General features: G+C 62.0%; 29 protein-coding genes. 22 read left to right on the forward strand and 7 right to left on the reverse strand.

Going from position 1 to position 25,146, the window contains the following annotated elements; translation table 11 throughout:
- Nucleotides 1-8 precede the first annotated feature (8 nt).
- The 7 genes from BSY240_RS06200 (at nucleotide 9) to rarD (ending at nucleotide 5,417) form a co-directional block, all read left to right on the forward strand.
- Nucleotides 9-251: an antitoxin gene (locus BSY240_RS06200; RefSeq protein WP_054150488.1), complete on the forward strand. Its 243-nt coding sequence runs from the start codon at nucleotides 9-11 to the stop codon at nucleotides 249-251.
- A gap of 14 nt (nucleotides 252-265) precedes the next feature.
- The gene (locus tag BSY240_RS06205) at nucleotides 266-664 is read left to right on the forward strand and encodes a type II toxin-antitoxin system VapC family toxin (protein ID WP_069041733.1); all 399 of its coding nucleotides are present in this window, start codon (nucleotides 266-268) and stop codon (nucleotides 662-664) included.
- 126 nt (nucleotides 665-790) lie between these two features.
- On the forward strand, nucleotides 791-1,258 hold the full coding sequence (locus tag BSY240_RS06210; RefSeq protein WP_069041734.1) for a GFA family protein: 468 nt from the start codon (nucleotides 791-793) through the stop codon (nucleotides 1,256-1,258).
- Nucleotides 1,255-1,743, forward strand: coding sequence for a GFA family protein (locus BSY240_RS06215; RefSeq protein ID WP_054150485.1), 489 nt, complete (start codon nucleotides 1,255-1,257; stop codon nucleotides 1,741-1,743). Before BSY240_RS06210 ends, BSY240_RS06215 begins: the two co-directional genes overlap by 4 nt.
- A 1-nt stretch (nucleotide 1,744) precedes the next feature.
- A complete protein-coding gene (gene pip, locus BSY240_RS06220; protein WP_054150484.1) occupies nucleotides 1,745-2,704 on the forward strand; it encodes a prolyl aminopeptidase in 960 nt (319 codons plus the stop codon).
- Nucleotides 2,705-2,786: 82 nt separating this feature from the next.
- A complete protein-coding gene (gene cimA / locus BSY240_RS06225; protein WP_069041735.1) occupies nucleotides 2,787-4,403 on the forward strand; it encodes a citramalate synthase in 1,617 nt (538 codons plus the stop codon).
- 117 nt (nucleotides 4,404-4,520) lie between these two features.
- Nucleotides 4,521-5,417 carry an EamA family transporter RarD gene (rarD, locus tag BSY240_RS06230; protein WP_069041736.1) on the forward strand — a complete coding sequence of 299 codons (897 nt, stop codon included), beginning with the start codon at nucleotides 4,521-4,523 and terminating at the stop codon, nucleotides 5,415-5,417.
- A 13-nt stretch (nucleotides 5,418-5,430) separates the two neighbouring features.
- On the opposite strand, the gene BSY240_RS06235 is transcribed toward rarD, so the two are convergent.
- Complete coding sequence (locus BSY240_RS06235; protein ID WP_069043848.1) at nucleotides 5,431-6,051, reverse strand: TIGR00730 family Rossman fold protein; 621 nt, start codon at nucleotides 6,049-6,051, stop codon at nucleotides 5,431-5,433.
- Between the two features lie 157 nt (nucleotides 6,052-6,208).
- On the opposite strand from BSY240_RS06235, the gene BSY240_RS06240 reads away from it, so the two are divergent.
- Both BSY240_RS06240 and BSY240_RS06245 read left to right on the forward strand, forming a co-directional pair.
- Complete coding sequence (locus BSY240_RS06240; RefSeq protein WP_069041737.1) at nucleotides 6,209-8,311, forward strand: Ig-like domain-containing protein; 2,103 nt, start codon at nucleotides 6,209-6,211, stop codon at nucleotides 8,309-8,311.
- A 114-nt stretch (nucleotides 8,312-8,425) separates the two neighbouring features.
- Nucleotides 8,426-10,315 (forward strand): ABCB family ABC transporter ATP-binding protein/permease, encoded by a 1,890-nt coding sequence (locus BSY240_RS06245; RefSeq protein WP_054150480.1) that lies wholly within the window; start codon nucleotides 8,426-8,428, stop codon nucleotides 10,313-10,315.
- A gap of 26 nt (nucleotides 10,316-10,341) precedes the next feature.
- Here the strand turns inward: BSY240_RS06245 and BSY240_RS06250 are convergent, their stop codons facing one another.
- Nucleotides 10,342-11,442, reverse strand: coding sequence for a GGDEF domain-containing protein (locus BSY240_RS06250; protein ID WP_150127409.1), 1,101 nt, complete (start codon nucleotides 11,440-11,442; stop codon nucleotides 10,342-10,344).
- Between the two features lie 431 nt (nucleotides 11,443-11,873).
- Here BSY240_RS06250 and BSY240_RS06255 point away from each other — a divergent pair, with 431 nt between their 5' ends.
- From BSY240_RS06255 to BSY240_RS24090, 3 genes are all read left to right on the forward strand, one after another.
- On the forward strand, nucleotides 11,874-12,572 hold the full coding sequence (locus BSY240_RS06255) for a phosphatidylserine decarboxylase (protein ID WP_054150478.1): 699 nt from the start codon (nucleotides 11,874-11,876) through the stop codon (nucleotides 12,570-12,572).
- A gap of 10 nt (nucleotides 12,573-12,582) precedes the next feature.
- Nucleotides 12,583-13,443 (forward strand): CDP-diacylglycerol--serine O-phosphatidyltransferase, encoded by an 861-nt coding sequence (gene pssA / locus BSY240_RS06260; RefSeq protein WP_054150477.1) that lies wholly within the window; start codon nucleotides 12,583-12,585, stop codon nucleotides 13,441-13,443.
- A gap of 194 nt (nucleotides 13,444-13,637) precedes the next feature.
- Nucleotides 13,638-13,775 carry a hypothetical protein gene (locus BSY240_RS24090; RefSeq protein ID WP_171901533.1) on the forward strand — a complete coding sequence of 46 codons (138 nt, stop codon included), beginning with the start codon at nucleotides 13,638-13,640 and terminating at the stop codon, nucleotides 13,773-13,775.
- 61 nt (nucleotides 13,776-13,836) lie between these two features.
- Here BSY240_RS24090 and BSY240_RS06265 read toward each other — a convergent pair whose 3' ends face one another.
- The gene (locus tag BSY240_RS06265; protein WP_069041739.1) at nucleotides 13,837-14,601 is read right to left on the reverse strand and encodes an SOS response-associated peptidase; all 765 of its coding nucleotides are present in this window, start codon (nucleotides 14,599-14,601) and stop codon (nucleotides 13,837-13,839) included.
- Between the two features lie 134 nt (nucleotides 14,602-14,735).
- On the opposite strand from BSY240_RS06265, the gene BSY240_RS06270 reads away from it, so the two are divergent.
- From BSY240_RS06270 to BSY240_RS06310, 9 genes are all read left to right on the forward strand, one after another.
- Entirely contained in the window at nucleotides 14,736-15,161 is a 426-nt protein-coding gene (locus BSY240_RS06270) for an NUDIX hydrolase (protein ID WP_054150475.1), read from the forward strand.
- Nucleotides 15,158-15,580: a TIGR02301 family protein gene (locus BSY240_RS06275; RefSeq protein ID WP_069041740.1), complete on the forward strand. Its 423-nt coding sequence runs from the start codon at nucleotides 15,158-15,160 to the stop codon at nucleotides 15,578-15,580. The genes BSY240_RS06270 and BSY240_RS06275 overlap by 4 nt, the downstream gene beginning before the upstream one ends.
- Nucleotides 15,581-15,674: 94 nt before the next feature.
- Nucleotides 15,675-15,932, forward strand: coding sequence for a hypothetical protein (locus tag BSY240_RS06280; RefSeq protein ID WP_054150473.1), 258 nt, complete (start codon nucleotides 15,675-15,677; stop codon nucleotides 15,930-15,932).
- 20 nt (nucleotides 15,933-15,952) lie between these two features.
- On the forward strand, nucleotides 15,953-16,690 hold the full coding sequence (locus BSY240_RS06285; RefSeq protein WP_069041741.1) for a hypothetical protein: 738 nt from the start codon (nucleotides 15,953-15,955) through the stop codon (nucleotides 16,688-16,690).
- Nucleotides 16,691-16,796: 106 nt separating this feature from the next.
- A complete protein-coding gene (ygfZ, locus tag BSY240_RS06290) occupies nucleotides 16,797-17,630 on the forward strand; it encodes a CAF17-like 4Fe-4S cluster assembly/insertion protein YgfZ (RefSeq protein WP_069041742.1) in 834 nt (277 codons plus the stop codon).
- Nucleotide 17,631: 1 nt separating this feature from the next.
- On the forward strand, nucleotides 17,632-18,264 hold the full coding sequence (locus BSY240_RS06295; protein WP_069041743.1) for an HD family hydrolase: 633 nt from the start codon (nucleotides 17,632-17,634) through the stop codon (nucleotides 18,262-18,264).
- Nucleotides 18,261-18,797, forward strand: a complete 537-nt coding sequence (locus tag BSY240_RS06300; RefSeq protein WP_069041744.1) for a tyrosine phosphatase family protein — start codon at nucleotides 18,261-18,263, stop codon at nucleotides 18,795-18,797. The genes BSY240_RS06295 and BSY240_RS06300 overlap by 4 nt, the downstream gene beginning before the upstream one ends.
- Nucleotides 18,794-19,753: an NUDIX hydrolase gene (locus BSY240_RS06305; RefSeq protein WP_069041745.1), complete on the forward strand. Its 960-nt coding sequence runs from the start codon at nucleotides 18,794-18,796 to the stop codon at nucleotides 19,751-19,753. The genes BSY240_RS06300 and BSY240_RS06305 overlap by 4 nt, the downstream gene beginning before the upstream one ends.
- A 60-nt stretch (nucleotides 19,754-19,813) precedes the next feature.
- A complete protein-coding gene (locus tag BSY240_RS06310; protein WP_069041746.1) occupies nucleotides 19,814-20,704 on the forward strand; it encodes a mechanosensitive ion channel family protein in 891 nt (296 codons plus the stop codon).
- Nucleotides 20,705-20,758: 54 nt separating this feature from the next.
- On the opposite strand, the gene BSY240_RS23920 is transcribed toward BSY240_RS06310, so the two are convergent.
- The 4 genes from BSY240_RS23920 to nadA form a co-directional block, all read right to left on the reverse strand.
- Nucleotides 20,759-21,103 carry a hypothetical protein gene (locus tag BSY240_RS23920; protein ID WP_150127410.1) on the reverse strand — a complete coding sequence of 115 codons (345 nt, stop codon included), beginning with the start codon at nucleotides 21,101-21,103 and terminating at the stop codon, nucleotides 20,759-20,761.
- 238 nt (nucleotides 21,104-21,341) lie between these two features.
- Nucleotides 21,342-22,247 (reverse strand): carboxylating nicotinate-nucleotide diphosphorylase, encoded by a 906-nt coding sequence (nadC, locus tag BSY240_RS06320; RefSeq protein WP_069043849.1) that lies wholly within the window; start codon nucleotides 22,245-22,247, stop codon nucleotides 21,342-21,344.
- Between the two features lie 13 nt (nucleotides 22,248-22,260).
- Nucleotides 22,261-23,853: an L-aspartate oxidase gene (locus BSY240_RS06325; RefSeq protein WP_069041748.1), complete on the reverse strand. Its 1,593-nt coding sequence runs from the start codon at nucleotides 23,851-23,853 to the stop codon at nucleotides 22,261-22,263.
- A gap of 25 nt (nucleotides 23,854-23,878) precedes the next feature.
- Nucleotides 23,879-24,949, reverse strand: coding sequence for a quinolinate synthase NadA (nadA, locus tag BSY240_RS06330; RefSeq protein WP_069043850.1), 1,071 nt, complete (start codon nucleotides 24,947-24,949; stop codon nucleotides 23,879-23,881).
- Between nadA and BSY240_RS23925 the strand changes: the two genes are divergently transcribed.
- Nucleotides 24,948-25,145 carry a hypothetical protein gene (locus tag BSY240_RS23925; RefSeq protein ID WP_150127413.1) on the forward strand — a complete coding sequence of 66 codons (198 nt, stop codon included), beginning with the start codon at nucleotides 24,948-24,950 and terminating at the stop codon, nucleotides 25,143-25,145. The genes nadA and BSY240_RS23925 overlap by 2 nt on opposite strands.
- Nucleotide 25,146: the final 1 nt, after the last annotated feature.

The raw sequence follows: 25,146 nt of genomic DNA on the forward strand, positions 1-25,146 counted from the left end.
AGATGCGAATGGAACTGGAAAGACATGTCCGGATCTTCAAGAACGGTCGCAACCGCGCCGTTCGCATTCCCGTGGAGTTCGACTTCCCCGGTGACGAGGCGATCATGCGCAAGGAGGGTGACAAGATCACCCTAGAACCCGTCCAGGCAAAGAAGGAAAGCATGATCGAATGGCTGCGCCGCCAGGAGCCAATCGAAGAGGACTTCGACTTCGACCTTCGTGAACCGCCAACGCGGGACGTCGAGCTGTGAATACGCCTCGCTACATGCTCGACACGAATATTGTTTCGGACGTGATCCGCAACCCGCATGGATCCGCCGCCACGATGATCGAGAGCGTCGGCGACGCGCAGGTGGCGATCAGTTCGATCGTTGCGTCCGAACTGCGTTTCGGCATTCTGAAACGCAACTCCGAGCGCCTGACGTTCCTGGTCGAAAACCTTCTCGATCGGGTTTCGATCCTGCCCTACGAAGACAAGGAAGCTTCCCATTTTGCCGAGATTCGCCTCGACCTTGAACGGAATGGAACGCCGATCGGTTCGACGGATCTCTTCATCGCCGCGCATGCAAGATCTCTGGACGTGACCCTGGTGACGGCCAAGGTCCGAGAATTCGGCCGAGTATCAGGCCTCAAGGTAGAAAACTGGGTCAGGTCGAACCCATGACCCAACCCAACCCCAACACCAAAATGCCGAAATGGCTGCTTTACGGGCTGATCGCAAAGGGCGTTCTGGTGGCTGCCGTGATCATCGGCGTCACGGTCTATGTGACGATGCAATGAGGACGTCGAGATGAGCGAAATCGAAAGCGGTGGCTGTCAATGCGGCGCGGTCCGGTTCCAGGCGTCGAAGCTTGGGCGCCCGTCGATCTGCCATTGCCGTATGTGCCAGAAACAATTCGGCTCCTTCTTCGGCGCCTTTGTCACCGCCGACCAGGCGCATCTGACCTGGACGCGCGGGCAGCCGATGCTTTACCGCTCCTCGGCCAAGGTGAAGCGCGGCTTCTGCGCCAAATGTGGCACGCCGCTCTCCTATCACCACCCCAACGGTGTGGAACTTGCCATCGGCGCCTTCGACCATCCGGAGCTGTTCGAGCCGCAGATCCAGGTCAATCACCACAAGCGCCTGCCCTGGATCGACCATCTCTTCGAAAAGCCCGCATATTCCAGCCCAGAGATGGAGGCCTTTTTCGCCTCGATCGAGAGCTTCCAGCATCCCGACCATGACACGGCTGAGTGGCCGCCGGAGGATGATCAATGACCCGTCAGGTGCATTCCGGTGGCTGCCAATGCGGCGCGATCCGCTACAAGATCGCGGGCGAGCTCGGCTATCCGCATATCTGTCACTGCCGCATGTGCCAGAAGGCGAGCGGCAACTTTTTCATGGCGCTGGCCGGCTCGCGCCAGGAAGATTTTTTGCTGATGCGCGGCGAGCCAAGCTGGTTCCAGTCGTCTGATCCTTGCGGGCGCGGCTTCTGCAAGGATTGCGGTACGCCGCTCTTCTTCCGCACCAAGGGTTCGCCCTATATCAGCGTGACGATCGGCAGTCTCGATAAGCCGGAGCTAGCCCAACCCATTTCGCAGGATGGGGTCGAAAGCCGAGTGCCGTACTTCGACAGACTTTTCGGACTGCCGGAAAAGCAGACCGACCGGTCGGACCTTCCGGCGGGCAATGCCGGGATCGCCGCCACCTCACGGCAACATCCCGATCACGATACGGTGGCCTGGCCGCCGAAAAGGACATGACATGACGAATGAATTGCGGGGCTTTTATCCCGAGATCGAACCCTATGAGACCGGCATGCTAGATGTCGGCGACGGGCATCAGATCTATTGGGAGCGTTTCGGCACCAAAGGTGCCAAGCCTGCCGTCTTCCTGCATGGCGGCCCGGGCGGTGCGACCAGCCCGTCGCATCGCCGCCTCTTCGATCCCGCGCTTTATGATGTGATCCTCTTTGACCAGCGCGGCTGCGGCAAGTCCACGCCGCATGCCTCGATCGAGGCCAATACGACCTGGCACCTGGTCGCCGATATCGAGCGGCTGCGTCAGATGATCGGCGCTGAAAAGTGGCTCGTCTTCGGCGGTTCCTGGGGTTCGACGCTGGCGCTTGCCTATGCCGAAACCCATCCGGAGCGCGTGTCCGAACTCGTGCTGCGCGGCATCTACACGCTGACCAAGGCCGAGCTCGACTGGTACTACCAGTTCGGCGTCTCCGAGATGTTCCCCGACAAGTGGGAGCGTTTTTGCGCGCCGATCCCGGAAAATGAGCGTCGCGAGATGATGGCGGCCTATCGTCGCCGGCTGACCGGTACCGACCGCGAGGAGCAATTGCGCTGTGCGATGGCCTGGAGCTCCTGGGAAGGCGAGACGATCACGCTTCTGCCGAACCCTGATTATTCCGGCCATTTCTACGACGCGGACTTCGCACTCGCCTTTGCCCGCATCGAAAACCACTTCTTCGTCCATGCAGGCTGGCTGGAGGAAGGTCAGCTCTTGCGCGATGCCTACAAGCTGAAGGACATTCCCGGCGTGATCATCCACGGCCGCTACGACATGCCCTGCCCGGCGAAGTATGCTTGGGCTTTGCACAAGGCCTGGCCGAAGGCGGATTTCCACCTGATCGAGGGTGCGGGTCATGCCTATCTCGAGCCTGGCATCCTCGATCAGCTGATCCGGGCGACGGATCGGTTTGCGGGGAAGAACTGAAGTAAAGATTGCCCCTCACCCTACCCTCTCTCCGCAAGCGGGGAGAGGAAGTGAGATCACCGAGTTGCCTGAGGACAACAGCATGACGCTTGAAAAGATCACTCTGTTCGACACGACGCTCCGCGATGGCCAGCAGACGCCGGGGATTGATTTTTCCGTCGAGGACAAGATCGCGATTGCGGCCATGCTGGACGAGTTCGGCATCGACTTCATCGAGGGCGGTTATCCCGGGGCAAACCCGACGGACACGACCTTCTTTTCCAGGAAGCGCACGCAAAAGGGCGGCTTCGTCGCTTTCGGCATGACCAAGCGTGCAGGCATCTCCGCCTCCAACGATCCGGGCCTCAGCCAGCTTATCCAATCCAAGGCGGATGCCGTCTGTCTGGTCGCCAAGAGCTGGGACTATCATGTGAAGGTGGCGCTCGGCTGCACCAACGAGGAAAACCTCGAAAGCATCCGCGATAGCGTCAAGGCCGTGGTCGAAGCGGGCAAGCTTTCCATGGTCGACTGCGAGCATTTCTTCGACGGCTACAAGGCCAATCCGGACTATGCTATTGCCTGCGCGAAGGAGGCTTACGACGCCGGCGCCCGCTGGGTGGTGCTCTGCGATACCAATGGCGGCACCCAGCCGCCGGAGATCCGCGAGATCGTCTCGGCGGTGATTGCCTCCGGCATCCCCGGTTCTTCGCTCGGCATCCACGCGCATAACGACACCGGCCAGGCGGTTGCAAATTCGCTCGCCGCCGTCGAGGCAGGCGTGCGGCAGATCCAGGGGACGCTGAACGGCATCGGCGAACGTTGCGGCAATGCGGATCTCGTCACGATCATCCCCACGCTCTGTCTCAAGGAGACCTATGCGTCGCGCTTCGAAACCTCGATCGACCGGGAAAAGCTCGTCGGCCTGACCCGCCTGTCGCGCGCCTTCGACGAGTTGCTCAATCGCTCCCCTAACCACCAGTCGCCTTATGTCGGCGGCTCGGCCTTTGCCACCAAGGCTGGCATCCATGCCTCGGCGCTGCTCAAGGACCCGAAGACCTATGAGCACGTCGAGCCCGAAAGCGTCGGCAATTTCCGCAAGGTCATGGTGTCGGATCAGGGCGGCAAGGCGAACTTCCTCAACGAGCTGAAGCGTCGCGGCATCACGGTTGCCAAGGATGATCCGAAGCTCGAAACGCTGATTTCCGTCGTCAAGGAACGCGAGGCCTCGGGCTATGCCTATGAGGGGGCCGATGCGAGCTTCGAGCTTCTGGCGCTGAAGACGCTCGGCACCGTGCCTAATTTCTTCGCGGTTGAAAGCTTCCGCGTCATGGTCGAGCGGCGCTTCGATAGCCACGGCAAGCTGAAGACAGTGTCTGAAGCCGTCGTGAAGGTGCTGGTCGATGGCGAAATGGTGATGTCGGTTGCGGAAGGCGATGGTCCGGTCAACGCGCTCGACATCGCGCTGCGCAAGGATCTCGGCAAGTACCAGGCGGAAATTCTCGACCTCGAGCTGGCGGACTACAAGGTCCGTATCCTCAACGGCGGCACAGAGGCCATCACGCGCGTTCTCATCGAGTCCACCGATGCCACCGGCGCCCGCTGGTGGACGGTCGGCGTGTCCGAGAACATCATAGACGCCTCCTTCCAGGCGCTGATGGACAGTATCGTCTACAAGCTGATGAAGAACCGCGAACTGGCGGGGCAGATCGCGGCGGAGTGAGATCGGCCGCGCCCAAACGATCGGTCTGCCTGAACGATGCTTCACAGAAATGAATTGGCGCCTGCAACCTTGCAGGCGTAATCCCGTTTCCAAGCATAACAAAAGTCAGGAAACACCATGGCCGACGTCTCCGCTCCTGCCGAGAACCGGGACAGCCTGAACGGCTTTCTCTTTGCGCTCTCGGCCTATCTGCTGTGGGGCTTCCTGCCGCTCTACATGAAGGCGCTCGCGCATATCTCGCCGGCAGAGGTGATCGCGCATCGCATCCTCTGGTCGATCCCGGTTGCCGGCCTGCTCTTGATCATCCTCAAGCGCACCGACGATTTGAAGAAGGCGATCAGAAACCCGAAGATGCTCGGCATGGCCGCCGTCACCGCAACCCTGATCAGCGTCAACTGGGGCATCTATGTCTGGGCAATCGGGGCCGGCCATGCACTGGACACCGCGCTCGGCTATTTCATCAACCCGCTTTTCTCGATCCTGATGGGCGCGGTAATCTTGAAGGAAAAGCTGAAGCGCACGCAGATTGCGGCCTTGGCACTCGTCGTGCTCGCCGTCGTGATCCTGACTGTCGAAGCGGGCCGGCTGCCGGTGGTGGCGCTGGCGCTCACCTTTTCCTGGGGCTTCTATGCCTTCTTCCGCAAGACGCTGCCGATCGGACCGAACCAGGGTTTCCTGCTGGAAGTGCTGCTGCTGTCGCCGATCGCGCTCGGCTATCTGGTCTATCTCAACCTTGAGGGCGGCGGACATTTCCTGATGGGCAACACGACCGATACGGTCCTGCTCGCCTCGGCGGGGCTGGTGACGGCAGTGCCGCTGATCCTTTATGCCAACGGCGCCAAGCTGTTGCGCCTCTCGACCATCGGAATCATGCAGTATATCGCGCCATCGATGATCTTCATCACCGCCGTCTTCGTCTTCAACGAACCCTTCAGCGCCGCCAAGGCCGTCGCCTTCCCGCTGATCTGGGCAGCTCTCGTGATCTATACGCTGCCGATGCTTCGGCAGCGCTGATCAGTACTCAAGTTCAGAGCTTGGAAATCGTTTCCGGGTCGCCTTCAGGCGCCTCGGTCTCGGCCCAGCGCGTTTCGATCGCCGGCACGATATCCTCGATCCGGTCGATGACCAGCGGCCGCACGAGATGGGCCGTGTGGATGAAGCCGGAGGCCGACATGTGGTCGATCAACTCCAGCATGGGCTTCCAGAAGTCGTTCACATTGGCAAAGACCATCGGCTTGGCATGACGGCCGAGCTGGCCCCAGGTCATGATCTCGACAATCTCCTCCAGCGTGCCGATACCGCCGGGCAGCGTCACGAAGGCGTCAGAGCGCTCGAACATGGCGTGCTTGCGCTCATGCATGTCCTTGGTGATGATCAATTCGTTGAGTTGGCCGAGCGAATGGCGCGTCGCTTCCATATCGACGAGAAATTCGGGTATGATGCCGGTGACATGACCGCCGGCCGAGAGCACGCCCGAGGCAACTGCCCCCATGATGCCCTTGGTGCCACCGCCATAGACGAGGCGGAGGTTGTTTTCGGCCAGCGCTCGACCGAAATTGCGGCCGGCTTCCATGAAGTCGGGATCGCGTCCGGGCTGGGAGCCACAATAGACGCAGACGGATCGAATCGGGGTTTTCTGTTCGCTCATGCGAAGCAAAAAACAGTCTGCGCTGACCAAGGTCAACAAAATTGGCTGAAAACCCCTGTCCAGCCGGGTGGATTGATCCATCGCCGCTTGTCGATTCATCAGGTTGACGCTAGCAATTCCAAGGGAATGGCGGCTGTTCCGCCGGGAGACTTGAGAAATGAAGAACCGTGCCCTCTGGGTGGTCCTGATCGTCCTTGCCATCGTCAGCCTGCTGATGGTCTTTGTCATCATGCCGCGGCTCAACTCACCGGTGGGGGATCTGCCGACCGTGAATGCTGCCGCTGATGCCGTGAAATCGGCAGCGGATGAGGCTAAGGCCACCGCCGAGACTGCAGTCGCCGATGCCGCTGCGACCGCGAGCCAGAAGATGGATCGCCTGAAGGCCGAGGCGGAAAAGGCCGTCGATGGCATCTCGGCGCTGTTTGCCGACGGCCGCACGCCGGGCATCGAAGCCTATACCGCCGCCAAGACACTGGCTCAGGGTGCCCTGCAGGCTCTCTCTTCGATCGAGATCCCAGAAGGCCTCGATGCGACGATCATGGATGGGATCAAGACGGTACAGGCCGATGCTGCGCGGGCTCTGGAGATGCTTCAGCAGCTGCCGGCTGATCCGGCAAAGGCCGCCGGCCTCGTCGCCTCGATCAAGGATGCGCTGCTCGGCAAGCCGGTCACCACCCCTGCTCCGGTCGCCGAGACGCTGGCGGACGTCGCTCCGCGCTTCGACGTCCTTCGCGTAGAGCCAGATGGCTCCACGGTCATTGCTGGCAATGCCGTGCCCGGCGCCACCGTCGAGATCCTCAATGGTGACCAGGTCATTTCCTCGCAGACGGTCGACGGCACCGGCGATTTCGCCGCCGTGCTTGATCAGCCGCTGCCGCCCGGCGACCACGCGCTGCAGATCCGCGCCACCGCTCCCGACGGCAAGGTCGTCACCTCGGAAGAGGTTGCGACGATTTCCGTACCCGAAGGTGGCAAGGGCGAGCTCCTGGCCATGGTGTCTAAGCCTGGCGAGGCGAGCCGGTTGATCACGCTTCCCGGTTCCGAAAATGCTGCGGCATTGGCAAGCCAGCCGGCAGCAGCAACTGATACCGCCACGCCGGCTGCAGCACCTGCCACACAGGCTGGTGGCGTCACCCTGCCCGACCTTCCTGCTGCGGCGACCGAGCTTGCCGGCTCGGCACCTGCCATGCCCGGCATGACCGACACGGCTGCAGCATCCGCATCGGAACCGGTGGCCGAAGAACCCGCCGCCCTTCCCGGCGCAACCGAGGTCCAAGTCACAGCTGTGGAGATCGAAGGCGATCGTATTTTCGTCGCCGGAAAGGCACGCGCCGGAGCCACGGTTCGCGGCTTCGCAAACAAGGCCGCCATCGGTGAGGCTGTGAGTGACGGGAATGGTAATTTCGTCATTGAAGGCGAGATGAAGCTCGACGTCGGCAACCACATCATCGAGGTTGAACTGCTGGATTCCGCCGGCAAGGTTGTCTTACGCGCCTCGGTGCCGTTCGAGCGTCCCGCCGGCGAGCAGGTCTCCGTCGTTGCCCAGACGGGAGCGGGCGCGGAGTCTTCGCCGACGAGCCCCGAACAGGCGGAATTCGAGCGTCTCAGGATCTCGTTGACCAAGGCTGTGACGATCCTGGAAAACCTGTTCGCCAACGGTCAGAAGCCGGCGCTGGAGCAGGCGGCAGCGGCGCGGTCTGCAACGGAAATCGGATTGCAGTCGATCATCGGCTTCCGTCCGTCTCCGAATGTTGGTCCTGAACTTGCAGCCGCCTTTAGCAGCCACGCCGCCAAGGCACGGGAGGCGCTCGCGCTCTTGCAGCCGATTCCAAACGGCAATGTGGACGCATTGGGCGCCGCCTTACCGCAGCTCGTCGCGCTGATCCGTGATCTCCTCAACGATCCGGCACCTGCTCCTGCTGCACAAGCACCGGCCGCACAGCCGGAGGCCGGTGTTGCGTCAAGCTCGCCTGCCCCGGAAACGGCGGCGGCCTCCGGCGAGCCGAAAACCATCCAGCAGGCGCCGCTCGAACAGAGCGACAGCAGCGTCATCATCCGCCGCGGCGACACGCTCTGGCAGATTTCGCGACGGGTCTACGGTCAGGGTGTCCGCTACACCACCATCTATCTCGCCAACGAGAACCAGATCAACAATCCTGATATGATCGAGCCCGGCCAGATCTTCATGGTGCCGCGCGATGCGCTTCCCAATGCGGAAGAAATCCACCGCAAACGTCTGCGCGGCGAGGCGGTGAACTGAGCTTTCACAGTTCCGTTATTGTATTCGCGCGAACTGGAACCTAATTGAGTGATAGCGGCGACTCCTCCGAGGGGTCGCCGCTTTTTGATCTTGATACAAGTGAGAGGGTCGGGGATGGCAGAGGCGAAGAAGAAGACGGTATCGGCCGACGACGGCAACCCGATGCAGACCCTCGTCAACCTCTGGCCCTATATGTGGCCGGCGGACCGCTTCGACCTCAAGATGCGGGTCGTCTGGGCGACCGTCTTCCTGATCATCTCGAAATTCGTCCTGATCCTCGTCCCCTATTTCTTCAAATGGGCGACCGATGCGCTCGATGGGCGGCTGGACATGGCAGGCCTGCTGCCGACCTTCCTCCTCGGGGCAGTCGCGCTCGTCATCTTCTACAATCTCACCCGCATCCTGCAGGTCGGCCTCAACCAGCTGCGCGACGCGCTGTTTGCCAGCGTCGGTCAGCATGCGGTGCGCCAGCTCGCCTACAAGACTTTCGTGCATATGCATCAGCTGTCGCTGCGCTTCCACCTGGAGCGCAAGACGGGCGGGCTTTCGCGCATCATCGAGCGCGGCACGAAGGGCATCGAGACGATCGTCCGCTTCACCATTCTCAATTCGATCCCGACGTTGATCGAGTTCATCCTGACGGCCGCAATCTTCTGGTGGACCTACGGCTTCTCCTATCTCGGCGTCACCGCCTTCACCGTCTGGGCCTATATCTGGTTCACCATCCGCGCCTCCGACTGGCGCATCGGCATTCGCCGCGCGATGAACGACAGCGACACGGATGCCAACACCAAGGCGATCGACTCGCTTCTCAACTTCGAGACGGTCAAATATTTCGGCAACGAGGAGATGGAGGCCAAGCGCTTCGATGCCTCGATGGCGAAATACGAGAAGTCCGCGACCCAGGTCTGGACCTCGCTCGGCTGGCTGAACTTCGGCCAGGGACTGATCTTTGGCGTGGGCACCGCGATCATCATGGTGATGTCGGCGCTTGCCGTGCAGCGCGGCGAACAGACGATCGGCGACTTCGTCTTCGTCAACGCCATGCTGATGCAGCTGTCGATCCCGCTCAACTTCATCGGCTTCGTCTACCGCGAAATCCGCCAGGGTCTGACCGATATCGAACAGATGTTCGATCTCCTCCAAGTCGAAGCCGAAGTGGTGGACAGCCCCGCCGCCAAGCCGCTCGTCATTGCGCAGGGCGCCATCGCCTTCAAGGACGTGCATTTCCACTACGACCCTGAGCGACCGATCCTCAAAGGCGTCTCCTTCGAGGTCCCGGCCGGCAAGACGGTGGCCGTGGTCGGGCCGTCGGGTGCCGGCAAGTCCACCATTTCCCGCCTGCTCTATCGCTTCTACGATGTGCAGCAGGGCTCGATCACCATAGATGGACAGGACGTGAGGGACATCACGCAGAAATCGCTGCGCGCGGCCATCGGCATGGTGCCGCAGGATACCGTACTGTTCAACGATACCATCGCCTACAACATCCGCTATGGCCGACCGGGCGCTGCGGAAGATGACATCGTCCAGGCGGCAGAAATCGCGCAGATCTCGAACTTCATCAAGGACCTGCCCGATGGCTTCGACACCAAGGTCGGTGAACGCGGGCTTAAGCTGTCAGGCGGCGAAAAGCAGCGTGTGGCGATTGCCCGCACGGTTCTCAAGGCGCCGCCGATCCTGATCCTCGACGAGGCGACCTCGGCGCTCGATACGACCACAGAGCACGAGATCCAGTCTGCCCTCGACATCGTCTCGAAGAACCGCACGACGCTTGTCATCGCTCACCGTCTCTCGACCGTCGTTGCAGCAGACGAGATCATCGTTCTGAAGGGCGGCGAAATCGCCGAACGCGGAAGCCATAGCGAGCTTCTGGCCCAGGACGGCCTCTATGCCTCGATGTGGAACCGTCAGCGGGAGGCGACGCAGGCAGAGGAAATGCTTCGGCAGGTGCGCGAAAGCGACGAACTCGGCGTCGTTGTCCGGCGCCCGCCAGCCGTCTGACGCGGCTGGTCAGCGACAGAGGACGATCAGTCCGCCCGGCATAGCCGATTGCGCCCATCGCGCTTGGCCCGATACAGGGCGAGATCGGCCCGCCGCAGCGCGTGGTCGATCGTCTCCTGCAGCGGATCGAAATCGGCAAGGCCGATGCTGATGGTGCCGACCGTGCCTATGCCGGTCACTACCGCGCAGTAGCGAGCGATATCGGCCCGCATCCGCTCGAGGATGGCAGCGGCCTGAGACGCATTGTCGCCAGTGAAGAAGGCAAAGAACTCTTCCCCTCCGGCACGTGCAATCAGAACTCCCTCCTCCTCATGGGCCCGCAGGGTGTCGACAATCGAACAGAGGGTTACGTCTCCCTCGCCATGCCCCAGCTCGTCGTTGATCGACTTGAAGTGGTCGATGTCGATGACGGCCACGGCGAAGCTCCGCTCACCTTCATTCGCCGTCTCGATTGCGGAACCCGCTACCTGGAAGAACTTGCGGCGGTTGTAGGCATTGGTCAGCGGATCGCGTTCGGCAGCTGCGGTCAGGCGTGACTCGAGTTCCTTGCGTTCTGTAATGTCGATCAGCACACCTGCAATGCCGCGCAGGCCGCCTTCGGGAGAGGCGACACAGGCCTTGTGCAGCATGATGTGACGTACGCCCGTGTCGGGAACGCAGACATCTGTCTCGAGCCTGATGGCGCCGCCCCTGCGCATCACTTCGAGATCCGATTCCCGATGTGCTTCGGCAACATCCGGCGGGAGAAAATCGGCGAGTGTGTGACCAATGACGCGGTCGCGTTCCGTGCCGACGAAATGGCTGAACGCCGTGTTGCAGCCAAGATACCGGCCGCCAACGTCTTTCAGGTATATCGGCGTCGGCAGATGGTCCAAGCCGTCCTGCCAGGCATCGAGCTTGTCCTGCAGCGCGGCGAGCGTCTTTTCATGCGTCTGCAGCAGGGTGAGGTGACGCTTGGCGCGCAAGAGGCAGCGCAGCAGCTGTGGGGTGCCCTCCTCCATGAGAAGGTCGTCCACCCCCGCGTCGAAGAGTTCCGCCTGAAACTCTGATGTCGCCGATCCGGTCACCGCGACCAGGTAAAGGCGATCGCCGCAGATCTCACGGAGCCGAACAACCTGGGCGATCAAGCCCTTGTCAGCGCAATCAAGGAAGCAAAGCGACGAGGCTCGCAGTGCCTCCGGAGCCGCGATGCGAGACGGCGACAGCGACGCGATCAAAGCTGGCGGCGGCAGTCCGCGAGAGGAATGCCAGGATATCGTGGCGAGCGTTACCGTGTCCGAATCCGGTTCAATTTGCCTGGCGAGCTGCAACGGTCATCCCTTGCCCGGACGGCTCCGAAAACGGCACCGCATTCCGGATCCTGCTTAAATCCAACACCCCTTTTTTAGGGTGCAGTTATTTATAAAGTCTCGCCAGGCTCATGAGCAATTGAGCTTTTTTTTGGGCCAGGTGTGGATTGTCACATGTGCTTTAGCGCGCCTTGATTTGACCGGCGGCATTGCCCATCTGCGGCTTTCAGAGTAGTCACGGGCGACACAATTCAAAGACCGAGGACCCCATGGATCTGTTCGAAACCATCCGCAAGACGATCGTGCCCGTGCACAAGGAAGGCTATCCTTTCGTTGCCGCCTTCTTCGTTGCATCGCTGGTGCTCGGCTGGATCTGGGATCCGCTTTTCTGGATCGGCCTGATCCTCACCCTCTGGTGCGCCTACTTCTTCCGCGATCCCGAGCGCGTCACACCGCAGGACGACGATCTGGTCATCAGCCCGGCCGACGGCCGCGTTTCGTCGGTACAGATGGTCGTTCCGCCGCAGGAACTCAATCTCGGCACCGAGCCGATGCTGCGCATCACGGTTTTCATGAATGTCTTCAACTGCCATGTGAACCGGGCACCGATGCGCGGCCGGGTGACGACAATCGCCTATAAGGAAGGCCAGTTCCTGAATGCCGAACTGGACAAGGCAAGCACCGACAACGAGCGCAACGGCCTCGTCATCGACACCAAGCATGGTGCAATCGGCGTCGTTCAGATCGCCGGCCTCGTTGCCCGCCGGATCATCTGCTGGACGAACATGAACGAGCCGCTGGATGCCGGTGAACGCTTCGGCCTGATCCGCTTCGGCTCGCGACTCGATGTCTTCCTGCCGGCGGGTGCCGAGCCGCGTGTTTCGCTTGGCCAGACCGCGATTGCTGGCGAGACCGTGATTGCCGAGTTCGGCTCGACCAAGGGCCCGGTCATCAGCCGTCGCAGCTGAGGAGATATTGATGGACGATCAGACCCCCTCGACCGAATTACGCAGCAGCACCCAGACTGATACGGGTGCGCGCGGCCCGAGGCTCCGCGAAATTCCTCTCCGGCTGATCATTCCCAATCTGATCACTGTGCTCGCGATCTGCGCGGGCTTGACCGGGATCCGGCTGGCCTTCGAAAACCGCTATGAATTGGCGGTCGCCATGGTTCTGGCCGCCGCCTTTCTCGACGGCATCGACGGCCGCGTCGCGCGGATGATGAAGGCGACGTCGAAATTCGGCGCGCAGATGGATTCGCTCGCCGACATCATCAATTTCGGCGTGGCGCCTGCTCTCGTTCTCTATGTCTTCGTGCTCGACCAGGCCCGTTCGCTCGGCTGGATCGCCGCTCTGATCTACGCCATCGCTGCCGGGCTTCGGCTCGCGCGCTTCAACGTAATGGACGAGCGCGAGACCAAGGCACCCTGGCAGTCGGAGTTCTTTGTCGGCGTACCGGCACCTGCGGGTGCTGCCCTCGTGCTGCTCCCGGTCTATCTCGGCTTTCTCGGCGTGGCACCGGTCGGCATCTTCGCCTATGCCAGCACTGCCTATACCGTCGTCATCGGCTATCTCCTCGTCAGCCGCCTGCCGGTCTGGTCGGGCAAGTCGGAGACGAGCCACATCCGCCGCGATTTGGTTCTGCCGATGATTCTCGGCGTCGTGCTCTATGTGGCGCTTCTGATGAGCTTCACCTGGGAAGTGCTGGTTGTCAGCGTTCTTCTCTATCTCTGCTCGCTGCCGTTCGGCGCCCGAAACTGGCACCGTCGCTACGGCACGCTGACCATTGGCGAAGAATCAGCGGAAAAGGGGCTTTCGGAGATCGATCGGGGCGTCTGACCGGCATTTTCGTTCAAGCTTGAAGTATTTTTGAGCCCCGCCAAGCCGAAAAGCTTGCGCGGGGCTCTCCATATCTACTCTTTTTCTTCAAATTTGATTTGTGTCACAGCAACGGCCACGCTTTTGTCATGATCTCCGCAGAGAGAGCCGCAAACAAAAAACACCGGTCAGGAAACACTCCAAGGAACATGATGATGACGACTGAGAATCAAGCCGAGCAGCAGAAGCCGGCAAACGAGAATCTCGCCGCGAAGTACCGCCCAGTCGGCCTCAAGGCCGTTCTCGCTGCAGCTCTCATGCTGAAGCCCAAGGTGGCACCGAAGATCGCCTGAAGGCTTTCAGGAAGACCGCAATTCTGTGCATGGGAAGCTCGCTTCCCGTCCCGGAAATTGCCTAGAACAGGCTCATCTGCCCGTCGCCGGACTTGTCCGCGATGGGCTTTTGTTTTTTCGGCTGGAGCGCAACTGGGGTCTGGAGTTCCGGACCCACATTGGCGACCTTGTTGACGAGGTCGGACACCGGGATCGCCTCGAAATAGTCCTCCGCTGCGGGCTGCAGAAGATCTGCCACATCGCGCGGCTCACCATGGCGGCAATCGAGCCAGCGGCTGAAATCCTGCGGCTGGATCACCACGGGCATACGGTCATGGATCTCGCCGATGGCTTTGTTTGCGCCGACCGTGAGGATACAGCCAGTATCGAGCTCGGAGCCGTCCTTCGACATGTAGGTTTCCATCAGCCCGCCGAAACAGACGATCCCGCCGTTCCTCGGGCGGATCCAGTAGGCCTGCAGCTTTTCGCCGCTCTCCTTTGGCGGCCGGTGCCATTCGTAGAAGCCGGAGGCTGGAACCAGAATACGCCGGTGCCGCATCGCCGCGCGAAAGGATGCCTTCTCGTTTGCCGTTTCGGAACGGGCATTGATCAGCAATGTGAATTCCTTGGGGTCCTTGACCCAGGACGGGATGAGGCCCCAGCGCACCAGCACCGCCATGCGATCCGGCCGGTTCGAACCGGGCTCCGCAGGCGGGGACGCCACCGCCACGAGGATCGGCTGCGTCGGCGCGATATTGTAGCGCGGCGGAAAGCCCTCGAGCTCCATCACGCCGAGTATCTCCGCCACTTCTTCCGGGCTCGCAGTCAGGGCAAAACGTCCGCACATGTGACGTAGATGGCAGTCCCACCCGCCAGGGTCAAGGCGTGACGCGATGCTTGCAGGGGGCGGCAAAGCCCGCGATAATCGGGGCATACTGCTTCGTCGCCGCGGTGCGATCTTTCGACCGGAGTTTCCAGTTCATGAGCATGCCTCGCCTCGCCTCTTCCGCCATCGTCGAGCGGGCCGGGCGTTATCTCCTTGTCCGGCGCGGCAATCCGCCGGCGGCGGATCTCTTTGCCTTTCCGGGGGGGCGCGCCGAGCCGGGCGAGATGCCGGAGGAAACGGCACTCAGGGAGCTGTTCGAGGAAACCGGGATCGTCGGGCGTAATCCGCGTCTATTCGAGACGGTCGAGCTTCTGCCGGAGGCCGGCGTCGCGGGCAGCCATTTCCTGCTTTCTGTGTTCCAGGTGGAAGCCGATGCGACGGGCGAAGCGGAAGCTAGAAGCGACGCGCTAGAGGCAGGCTGGTTTCTTCCGGAGGAAGTGCTTGAGCTTCCCATCCCCGAGAGCGTGCGCGACTGCATCCTGCGCCTGTCGTCAGCGACCCCGCGCGAGGGTGCAGCATGAGGAAGATAACGAAGTCCCTCCTCCTCGCAGCAGTTCTTCTGGCAATCGCCGGCCCGGTGGCTGCGCAGGGCAGCACTGAGGCCATCGTTCCGCCCGTGGCAGACACCGAGAAGCCGACGCCCTACGATGACCGTCTCGCGCGGCTTTCGGAGATCATCGGAGCCGTTCACTACCTGCGCAATCTCTGCAAGGCGGATGGGGAACCGGAATGGCGTCAGTCGTTGCAGGGCCTGCTGGACGCCGAAACGCGCGCCGAGCCGAAGCGCCGGGCACGGATGACGGCTGCCTACAACCGAGGCTACCGTTCTTTCGCCTCCGTCTATACCTCTTGCACGCCGGCCGCAGTTCGTGCAGAGCAGAATTACCGTATCGAAGGCGCAACACTTGCCACAGAAATTACCGCACGTTTCGGAAATTAACGATTAATTCACCTCTTTTGGTCTGCCCCCGTGTCGTTTTGGCAAAAGGCTGATAGGGTCGTTAAGGACTGAGTAAGTGCTTCGAGGAATGCCCATGGAACCGCGCCGCAACGAAATCGACGAGATGATCGTTCACGAGAAGATGCAGGCTGCGCTGGAATACCAGAACGAGGCCTGGGCAGACGGCATGGCCGACGGAATCGAGCCCGAGATCATCGCCGAGGCGTCCTTTGCGTTGGCGATGCGCGAGACCATCCGCATTCATGGCGAACATGGCGCCGAGGCTGTTCTCGACGCGCTCAAGGCCCGGCTGCTCGCCGGCGAATTCTCGCCCGAACGCCAGCTTCAGTAAGACAGCAATCGAGGGACACAATGATGATCTCGTCGCGGGTCAGGCTCCTCCGCTTGACGAGCGCGCTGACGCTCATGCTTGCCTCCACGGTGACGGCTCTGCCTGCCTTCGCCCTCTCCGACATCAAGGATATCACGCCGCCTGCCGCCGAATCGTCAGAGCCGCCGTCGAGCGATGAACTTGATGTCATCGAGGATTCGATCCCGGTGATCCCCGATCCGGATCCGCTGATCCGTTCACCTGAGCCGGAACAGGTCGAAGATGCCGAGCGCGTCGAGCCCGCCGGTCCGCCGGCCGAAGTCATCTATGACATCGAGAAGGCGCCGGAACCCGTGCGACGGATGCGCGAACTCATCATTGAGGCCGCAAAGACTGGTGACATCTCGAAGCTGAAGCCGCTGATGAACCCTGGTCCGGACCAGACTGTCGTGCCGCTTCAAGCGCCGGACCAGGACCCGATCGAGGCGCTGAAGGCGATCTCCGGCGATAGCGACGGCGTCGAGATCCTGGCGATCCTGCTCGATATTTTCTCCACCGGCTTCGTGCAACTCGACAAGGGCACGGCGGACGAGGCCTATGTCTGGCCCTATTTCGTCGGAAAATCGCTTGGCCTGCTGACGCCGCAGGAGAAGGTCGAACTGCTGCGCATCGTGACGGCCGGTGACGTCGCGGAGATGCAGGAATACGGCAATTACAACTTCTTCCGCGTCGGCATCACACCCGACGGCCGCTGGAAGTTCCTCTCCGTCGGCGACTGACCACGATCCAGATTGTCGGCCAAACTGTGGGCTGTGATCGGAACTGCTTGTCGTCTAGACTGGCAGCGCCTAACTCAGTCGGCATCGAAACAGCCCGGTGGACCCCATGCCCTCAGCCTTCCTGCCCGATCGCGCCTTTGTCCGAATAACGGGGGCGGATGCCGAGCACTTTCTGCAGAATCTGATCACCACCGATCTCGGGGCACTTGCGGCCCATGAGTGGCGTCCAGGCGCGCTTCTGACGCCACAGGGCAAGATCTTCTATGATTTCCTGATCTCCCGCAGCGATGACGGTTTCCTGATCGATATCCGCGCCGATCAGTTGGAAGCCTTCGTCAAGCGCATGACGATGTACAAGCTGCGCGCTGCCGTGACGATCGAGACGCTGCCGGAAACGGGGGCGACGGTCATCTGGGGCGAGGCCAGCGACGGCGCCGCCGATCATCGATTCGCGCTCGCCGGAACCGAGGTTCGCCGCCAACCGGGCCGGATCGATGGTGCTGGCGACCGGGGCGCTTACGATGCGCTTCGCATTCTCCACGGCGTGCCGGAATCGGGGCAGGACTACGCGCTTCAGGATGCCTTTCCGCACGACATTCTCTTCGACAAGTCGGCTGGTGTCTCCTTCCGCAAGGGATGTTATGTCGGTCAGGAAGTGGTGTCGCGCATGCAGCATCGCTCGACCGCACGGCGGCGCGTGGTAATCGTCTCTGGCGAAGCGCCGCTTCCCGCGTCCGGCTCAGAGATCACCATTGCCGGCAAGACGATCGGCGCGCTCGGCACCGTCGCAGGCGAGCGCGGGCTTGCGATTGTCCGCATCGACAAGGCCGGCGAAGCCATGGCAGCCGGCGAGCCAATTCTTGTCGGTGACGTGCCGGTATCGGTTGCCCTTCCCGGCTGGACGGGACTGACGTTCCCCAGCTCGGCCGAGGAGGCCTGACATGGGTTCGGCTGCCGCTCTGCCCTCCGCCCGTGCCTGGCAACGCATGCTCTCCGGTCGGCGTCTCGACCTGCTCGACCCCTCGCCGCTTGATGTCGAGATCACCGATATCGCCCATGGGCTTGCCCGTGTCGCACGCTGGAACGGGCAAACCTCCGGCGATCATGCCTTTTCCGTTGCCCAGCACAGCCTGATCGTCGAGGACATCTTCCGCCGCTCAAATCCAAAAGCCACGGCCGACGATCTGATGGTCGCGCTGCTGCACGACGGGCCTGAATATGTCATCGGCGACATGATCTCGCCGTTCAAGGCCGTCGTCGGTGGCGGCTACAAGGTCGTGGAAAAACGCCTGGAGGCGGCCATCCATTTGCGCTTCGGCCTGCCTGCCCATCCGAAAGCGGCGCTGAAGGACCTGATCAAGAAAGCCGACATGATCTCTGCCTATTTCGAGGCAACCGTGCTCGCCGGCTTCGCCGAGGCCGAAGCCCGCAAGCTGTTCGGCCAGCCCAAGGGCTTCACCCGCGACACGATCCTGATCGAACCGCTGCCCGCCTATCAGGCACAGGCAAAGTTCCTCGAACGCTTCGAGGAGATCGAGGCCGGCAGGCAGTCGACGACCTGGGCCAGCGCATGAGCGTCATCGTCGTTTCACCGCTCGCCCGAATTGCCGAGATGGCTGTGCGTCACAAGGCGCGCGAAATGATCAGCCTGCTCGCTGCCAATCAGGATTTTCACCGGCCGGCGGTGATCCAGGCCGAGCGGCATCTGAAGCTTGCGATGAACGACATCAGCTTTGCCGGGACCGGCGATCTGATCGCGCCGCAGGAAGCACATGTCGCCGAGATCATCGGTTTCGCAAAGGCCTGGGATCAGACCCAGCCGCTTGTCGTTCACTGCTGGATGGGCGTGTCGCGGTCCCCGGCAGCGGCGATGATCGCAAGCCTTGCGGTTGCTCCCGACGATGACGACGACGCGCTGGCGAAGCGTTTGCGCGAAGCCTCGTCCTTTGCCACGCCCAACATGCGGCTGGTGGAGATCGGCGACGAGATGCTCGGTCGTGGCGGACGCTTCGCGAAGGCGGTGAAGGCGCTGGGGCGGGGCACCGATGCCGACGGCAACACTCCGTTTGTATTGCCGCTTCCCTCAAGGGAACCCATCCAGTCATGACGGCACCGGCGGAGATCGAGATCGGGCTCAATGCCGCGATCGTCGCCATCAACGCCCGCACCCCACGCCTGCTCGTGGTCGGAGAGGACGGCAACGCACTTGATGCGCTGCCCTTCGGCCCCTTCGATCCAAACCGGCACCGGACGATGGAAATGTCGCTTCGGCATACCGTCGAAGCACAAACGGCGCTCGAACTGGGCTACATCGAGCAGCTCTATACCTTCGGGGATCGCGGCCGCCACAAGATGCCCGGCGATCAGGGGCCGCATATCGTGTCGGTCGGCTATCTCGCGCTGACGAGGCTCGACACCGACGGCGATGCACGGCTGGAACTGTCCGGAGCCCGGTGGCGTGACTGGTACGGATATCTTCCCTGGGAGGACTGGCGGCAGGGGCGACCGGCTCTCTTGGACCGTGTCATCCTGCCAGCGCTGACCGCATGGGCAGAAGAGGCGTCGGCCGCCTCGCGCCGCTCACGGCTGCGACTTGCTTTTGGTCTCGATGACTTCCCCTTCGACGAGGAACATGTGCTGGAGCGCTACGAGCTTCTCTACGAGGCAGGGCTGGTCGAAGAAGCCGTGCAGGACGGGCGCGTCGAGCGATGCCAAACGGGGGTCACCCTGGGGCGGCCGATGCGCCATGACCACCGGCGGATCGCCGCGACGGCGCTTGCCCGGTTGCGCAGCAAGATCAAGTATCGGCCTGTCATCTTCGAACTGATGCCGCCGGAGTTCACCCTCACCGAACTGCAGGGCACGGTCGAGGCGATTGCCGGGCACCACGTGCACAAGCAGAATTTTCGGCGTCTGGTCGAAGGCGCCGAACTGGTCGAAGCGACGGGGTCGACACAGGCCGCCACCGGTGGCCGGCCGGCGGCACTCTTCCGCTTCCGTCGCCAGGTGCTCGAAGAGCGTCCGGCTCCAGGCCTGAAGGTCGGAGGCCGGACCAGCGGTTGACCTCGCCTCCCCCTGCCCCATCTAGGCCTTGGACATCAATAGCCCAAGGAGCAGTACGGCATGGATTTGGATACGAACGAAGCGATCCTCGCGACACAGGCAGCACTGGCGCAGGCAAGCCAGCTTGCCGTCCAGTATTCCTTCTCTATCGTCGGAGCGCTTCTTCTCCTGTTCATCGGCTGGTGGCTTGCCGCCCTTCTCAGCCGGTGGACCCATGCCGGTCTCATGCGCGTGCGCGGCATCGACGAGACGCTGGCGCGCTTCTTTGCCAATGTCGTGCGCTACGGCGCCCTCATTCTCGTCTTCGTCACCGTGCTTGGCCAGTTCGGCGTCCAGACCGCCTCGATCATCGCAGCGCTGGGTGCGGCCGGTCTTGCCATCGGCCTTGCGCTGCAGGGCACGCTGCAGAACATTGCCGCCGGCATCATGCTTTTGGTGCTGCGTCCATTTCGCGTCGGCGAATACATCGATACGGGCTCGATATCGGGGACCATCGTCGAGATCGGACTGTTCGCCACGGAGCTGAAGACGCCTGATGGCCTATACCGGCTCGCGCCCAATTCGACGCTGTGGAATGTGCCGATAACCAATTTCAGCCGTCTTCCAACCCGACGTTTCGAACTGAAGGTGGGCATCGATTACAATGACGACATCGACCTGGCCGAGGAGATCATGCGCGATCACGCGGAGGCGGATGCACGGGTGCTGAAGGATCCGGCCATCTCCACCCATGTCGACCAGCTGGGCGACAGCGCGGTGGTCATTACGCTGTGGTACTGGACGGCGGCTTCAGACTTCTGGTCGACGTCACGCGAGATGATCAAGAAGGTGAAGAAGTCCTTCGACGAGAACGGGATTTCCATCCCGTTCCCGCAGGTGACCTATCACGGCTCGCCGCAAATGGTCGCCCTACCCGAACGCTTCGTCGACGCTCGGGCGAAGGAAGCCTGAGCGTCACCTGCCGCCACAGGTGCAACCCAGGTTTTGAAATGAGAGGCAGCGGGGTCAGCTTTCGCTCTGCTGCCCTGCAGTCTTTTCGAGGTGCCGGTCGATGATACGCTGCATTTCGGCAAGCACTTCCAGCACGCTGACAGTGTCGTCCTCGGTCATGCCCGCAGTGGTCTCGGCTTCCGGGTCCGCCTGCACCTGTTCAGAGCCGGACACGGACTTTTGCGTCACAAGCGTTGAACGCACAGGGGAAATATCGTCGCGAGCAGATGTCGTGTCGGAGTGACGTCCGTCACAAGCGATTGCTAGATCATTTTTAGTAAAAGATGCAGGTATCGAAGCATCATGGCGGGCATCCCTGCCCAGGGGTGCGCTGTCCGGCTTCAAAAGTGTCGTCGTCATACTTGCCCCTTACACAGTCGTCGTTCCGTCTGCATTACCCCGATGCGATACAAACTGTATGCATGACAAAGGGCTAGGGGATTCGGTTTTGGCGGTCAAAAACCAGGAATCACGGGTAATAACTAGCGAAGCAAATGCTGATATATCAGCAAGGCCTTGGCACACATGGGTTTTCCAGTGCGCGCGGGATCCCAGTGCGTGCTGCACCGCAAAACAATCCGCAAACTTTGTCGTGAGTTCAGCGGAGCGAGATGTCGAGGCCGATGTCGAGTGTCGGGGCTGCCATGGTGATCTTCGAGGTCGAGATATAGTCGACACCCGTCTCGGCGATCGGTCGAATCGTCTGCAGGTTGACGTTCCCCGAGGCTTCGAGGACCACGCGCCGGACATCCGAGGCGTAGTCAGCCAGGCCCAGGCCATGATGCCCGCGATTGATCGCGACCGCCTCGCGCAGCAGATCCGGCCCCATGTTGTCGAGCAGGATCACATCCGGTCGTGCGCCGAGTGCTTCGCGCATCTGCTCCAGACCATCAACCTCAACTTCGATCTTCACGAGGTGGCCGGCATAGGCGCGCGCGGCATGGACCGCGGAGGCGACGCCACCGGCGACGGCAATGTGGTTGTCCTTGATCAGGATCGCATCGTCGAGCCCGAAGCGGTGGTTCGAACCGCCACCCAGACGCACCGCGTATTTCTCCACAGCCCTTAGCCCCGGCAGTGTCTTGCGGGTGCAGGTCACCCGCGCCTTGGTATGGGTGATCTCGGCTGCAAAGCGTGCCGTGTAGCTGGCCACGCCCGAGAGATGCATGAGGAAGTTCAGCGCGACGCGCTCGGCCGACAGGACCGACCGGGCGTTGCCGGAAACGCGGGCGATCGCCTGCCCCGGCGCTACCGTATCGCCATCGGCCACAAAGGCTTCGAAGCGCAAGGACGGATCGATCAGGCGAAAGGCCGCTTCCGCCAGCGGCAGTCCGGCGACGACGCCGTCTTCGCGACTGTTCAGATCGGCCACCGCCGTCTTCTCCGGCCCGATCGTCGCATAGGTGGTGATATCCCCGGCACGGCCCAGATCTTCAAGGAGTGCGTTGCGGACGAGGTCCTCGATCATCAGGGGCGAAAGCTGAGGGCGAAAGCTCGTGGTCATCGGCGTGGTCTCCTCAGCCGGCCAGTTCGGCGGCAATGCGGTCGGCATCTTTCAGCGTCAGATAGGTGCGATGACGCTGCGCTTCCTCAGGATGCGGATGATCAGCGCGCGTATGGGCGCCACGGCTTTCCCTGCGCAGATAGGCGCCAACGGCAATCAGCTTGGCGGTCGCCGTGATGTTGGAGAAGCGCACGCGCGGGCGCTTGCGCTCCAGAGCCACCAGTTCACGGATCAGCACCTTCAGCCCCGCCTCGTCTCTGATGACGCCCGCATGGCGGCTCATCAGACCGCGCAGGTCCTTGAGCTCGGGGCTGTCTTCGACAGTGACGAGGTCATCGTTTTCGCCGGCGCTCGTGCCCCATTCGTAAAGGGCCGATTCCGGCAGCATGCCCTTGATCGATTCGGCGATCCGACCGGCAAAGACGACGGCTTCGAGAAGCGAATTGGAGGCGAGACGGTTTGCGCCATGCACGCCGCTCGAGGTCACCTCTCCCGCTGCCCATAGGCCATCCAGCGAGGTGCGGCCATCGGCATCCACGAGCACGCCGCCCATGTGATAATGCACCGCCGGGACCACCGGAATGGGCTGGCTCACCGGATCGATGCCGGCGGCGATGCAGGAGGCAAAGACGGTCGGAAAGCGTTTGGCAAAATCCTTGCCGATCGCCTTGGTGCAATCGAGGAAGGCGCCGCGGCCGGCCGCCACTTCGGCAAAGACGCCGCGGGCCACGATGTCACGCGGTGCAAGCTCCGCGTCCACATGCAGATCGGTCATGAAACGATGGCCGGCCGCATTTACGAGCACAGCGCCATCGCCGCGCAGGGCCTCGGTCGCGAGCGGCGCCGGGTCCTGGCCGATATCGATGGCCGTCGGGTGGAACTGGACAAATTCCGGATCGGCGATCATGGCGCCGGCCTTCGCCGCCATGCCGACGCCCGTGCCGCGCGCTTCGGCCGGGTTGGTGGTCACAGAATAGAGATGACCGACGCCACCGGAGCAGAGCACCACCGCACGCGCAGGAAAGGCGACGCGCGTCTTCGACTGGCCGGCATCAGGCCTTGCGATGACGCCGGAGACGAAGCGACCTTCGGCAATCAGTTCCTCGACCACATAACCTTCCATCACGCGGATCGACGGCGTGCGGCGGACAGCCGAGATCAGCGCCTCCATGATCGCGCCACCCGCCCTGTCACCGGCCACGCGGACGATCCGACGCTCGGAATGGGCGGCCTCTCGCGACAGAAGAAGATGGCCTTCCAGATCGCGGTCGAAGGGCACGCCATAGGCGAGCAGATCATGCACCCGATCCGGCCCCTCCGAGATCATCAGCCGCGCCATCTTCTCCTCGACCAGCCCGGCACCGGCTGAGACCGTATCGGCCAGATGCTTGTCGAAACTGTCGCCGGGGCTCATGGCGGCAGCAATGCCGCCTTGCGCCCAGGCCGACGACGCGCCCTGCCCGATCGGGGCGGCGGCCAGCACCGTGACGGGGCGTGGCGCCAGTTTCAGCGCGCAAAAGAGGCCAGCCAGGCCACCACCGACGATGACGATATCGTCGATGCCCTGCCAGGATTGCGGCCGCATGGATTCAAGATTGGTTGGCATTCAGCCCTCCCCGGCCGGCCGGTATTCAATTCTTCAGATTGATCATCCGCTCCACGGCAAGCCGTGCGCGGCCGGCAATCGCCGGATCAACCGTCACTTCCTCGGTCATGAAGAGCAGGCTGTCGAGGATCTTCGGCAGGGTGATGCGCTTCATGTGCGGACAGAGATTGCAGGGTTTGACGAAGTCGACTTCGGGCACCTCGACCTGGATATTCGAGGCCATAGAGCATTCGGTAACGAGCAGCACACGGGCGGGGCGCTTCGTCTTGACGTAGTCGATCATCCCCTTGGTCGACCCGGCATAGTCCGAGACGGCAAGCACGCTCGGATGGCATTCCGGATGGGCGACGATTTCGATGCGCGGATCGGCGCGCTTGTATTCCAGAAGTTCGTCGGCCGTGAAGCGCTCATGCACTTCGCAATGGCCCTTCCAGGTGAGGATCTTCTTGCTCGTCTGGTTGGCGACGTTCATCGCCAGATATTCGTCGGGGATGCAGAGCACGGTGTCGCTGTCGAAACTGTTGACCACGTCGACGGCATTGGCCGAGGTGCAGCAAATGTCGGTTTCAGCCTTCACGTCGGCGGAGGTGTTGACATAGGTGACGACGGGCACGCCGGGATAACGCTCACGCAGCAGGCGGACATCGGCACCGGTGATCGATTCCGACAGCGAGCAACCGGCGCGGCCGTCGGGGATCAGCACGGTCTTTTGTGGATTGAGGAGCTTCGAGGTCTCGGCCATGAAATGCACACCGCATTGGACGATGATCTCGGCATCGACGCTGACGGCATCGCGGGCGAGTTGTAGCGAATCGCCCTTGATGTCGGCGACGCAGTGGAAGATCTCCGGCGTCTGGTAGTTGTGCGCCAGGATGACCGCGCCGCGTTCCTTTTTCAGCCGGTTGATCGCATGGATGTAAGGCGCAAAAATGGGCCACTCGATCGCGGGGATGAAATCGCGGACACGCTCGTAGAGGTGCTCGGTCTCCCTGGCTATGGCCGGCGTATAGGTGAGATCCGGGCGCTCCCAGACGCCAAAACGCTCGGCTGCCGTGCGGGACGTGCGGGTGGTTTGCACCGGGTGCTGCGCTTCCATGGCCATCTCCTCCATTATTTATGCTCAATTTGAGCATAACAAGCGCCAAAGAAAACCGGCGATCGCCGGTACTGCGGATGTAGAAAGTTTCGCCCTCGATTGCAAGGGAGGTTTTAACCCCGTCTTCGCGCCTCGCAAGGTCGGCCATGACCGCGGCGTGATGAGAAACGCTTTCCCTGATCGAGAAAACCGTTAGT

This window comes from Agrobacterium sp. RAC06 (assembly GCF_001713475.1).
In the GTDB taxonomy this organism is placed as follows: Bacteria; Pseudomonadota; Alphaproteobacteria; order Rhizobiales; family Rhizobiaceae; genus Allorhizobium.